Annotated in this window: 2 protein-coding genes; one reads left to right on the top strand and one right to left on the bottom strand. The window is 52.7% G+C overall.

The annotated features are described in order from the left end of the window. The coding region (locus tag Q0628_RS13040) for a hypothetical protein (protein WP_298771648.1) at window positions 1-772 on the bottom strand (772 nt) is incomplete at its 3' end. Between the two features lie 81 nt (window positions 773-853). Here Q0628_RS13040 and Q0628_RS13035 point away from each other — a divergent pair. After that, on the top strand, window positions 854-1,798 hold the full coding sequence (locus tag Q0628_RS13035) for a tyrosine-type recombinase/integrase (RefSeq protein ID WP_298771646.1): 945 nt from the start codon (window positions 854-856) through the stop codon (window positions 1,796-1,798). Window positions 1,799-2,092: the final 294 nt, after the last annotated feature.

Here is a 2,092-nt window from a genome sequence, read left to right as displayed (position 1 = left end):
GGTCCTTGTCCGTCTCGAAATCCAGGTCGCGGGCTTCTTGGTGGAATAGCCCCGCCCCCTGCCAATACAGATTCAACTTGCCATACAGGTACGGCACTCCGATTCCATAGCTTGCTGCCAGGTAGAATTCCGGCGAGGAATATTCAAACTCGCCCGATTCCCAGGTCGCCGCCGAAGAAGTCCACCCCTTCAACAAGCCGGACACATAAAAATCGTCCAAGACGCGATAGCGCAGTCCCGCATCGCCTCGGAATCCATAGCCGGTCTGGTCCATTTCACGGTAAAGTCCGTGGAACCCCACGCCGAGGTCAAGCCTTTCGGTAAGACGGCGGCCAAATGTCACCGAGAAAACCCAGTCGGCAATCGAGAGCGTATTGTAGTCGCTGCCTTCGGGCAGGGGCTCGCCTTCCTTGATGTAGGGAATGTCATCTGCACCAAAACGGGAAAAAGAAACTCCAAGGCCCTGCCCCACCCCGAGCGGAATCACGGCCGAGGCAAAGTCGTACTTGGTGTCTTCGTAGTACTCAGTATGCGAGAATGACGCCCAGGCGTAGTCCACATTAGAAAGCTGGTAGGGGTTCGACATCAGCCCCAGGTAGTCGCCATCGACTGCCATGGTCGCAGAACCCAAAGCGGCAGACCGCGCACCCGGCTCAATGTCCAGGGTCGCGTTTGCACCCGACACACGATTGGCAGCAGAAGAGAAAACCGTAAATGACAGCACCGCAAAGAGAGCTACCACCGCCTGGTGAAAGCTCTTTCGTGAATGCACATCAAAAAATTTTGCCAATGTCATACCTTGTCCCTTAAGATAGATTATTTTTACGCCGTAGACCAACGAGAATACACACCCATGAACCTTTCTGAACACATCGAGCAGTTTCTACAATACCTTGCGGAACGACGCAGGTTTTCGCCGCGTACGGTGGACACCTACAAAAAATCACTCGCAAAGTTCATGGAGCACCTAAGAGCATCGAATAGCTCAAATGACAACGCTGCAAACCTAGAACTTTCCGCATTTGCCGAGATGAACGTGAAGAGTTTCGTGTGGGACATGAAGATGAAACAGAAGCTTGCACCCACGAGCATCTGCGAACACCTTGCCGCCTTGAAAAGTTTCGGCAAGTACCTGGTCAAGAGCAAGATTATCGAAAAGAATCCCTCCGAAAACGTGCCCATGCCAAAGCGACCAAAACGGCTGGTGAACATTCTCGGACAAAAAGACCTCACCGAAGAAAAATTCCCTGAAATCGAGAACCCGACGCTGCAACAGGTGCGGGCGCGCATTTTGCTTGAACTCATCTACGGGTCGGGGCTGCGCATCTCGGAATGCCAGATGCTCACCTGGGACCGCATTGACGCAAACGCGAAACTCGTGCGCGTGCTCGGCAAGGGCAACAAGGAACGCCATGTCCCCATCTCCCCTTACCTGCGGAAGGTCATGCTGAAGTACGAGCGGATGCGGGACTACTACTTCGACGATAAGCAAGTCCACTACGACAACTACCTCCTCTCCCGCACAGGCCGTCCCCTGACTAAAGAAGCTCTGGAACACATCTTCAATCAGGCCAACCAAAAGGCATCGGTACGAGAGAACATCCGCTGCTCTCCCCATACAGCCCGCCACTACTTCGCTCAGACCTGTCTGCGGAACGGTCTGGATGTCTACTCCGTGTCCCGGCTCCTGGGGCATGAGAACATCAACATCACAAAGCGGTACTTGCAGTCCCTTGAGGATCGAAGCATCGTGGAAATGGCATCCCAGTCCACTCCCCTGTTCAATCTGCGGCTGTGACTGGACATCCTGAAACATCATCGTACATCCAGATACATCTTGGAATGTGATTGCACAGCTTACACGCATCTACGGACATCCCGCCACCCAAGGGATAATCTCTTGATCGATCTGCCATAGAAAAAAGTCCAAAGAAATAATCAAGGTGTTCGAACTATTGGACACCTTGATTGCTATAATATGGCCATAACAAGTGAGGAACACACACCTCCACAAATCAATCAGGGTTGCGACCTACCGCAAGGCCATAAGAGCCAGAAAGGAAATCACCATGTCTATCATCACCACCTCCAC

This window comes from uncultured Fibrobacter sp. (assembly GCF_937877005.1).
In the GTDB taxonomy this organism is placed as follows: Bacteria; Fibrobacterota; Fibrobacteria; order Fibrobacterales; family Fibrobacteraceae; genus Fibrobacter.
Note: the sequence above shows the minus strand (reverse complement) of the source record. Positions and strands in the feature narration are given on the sequence as shown.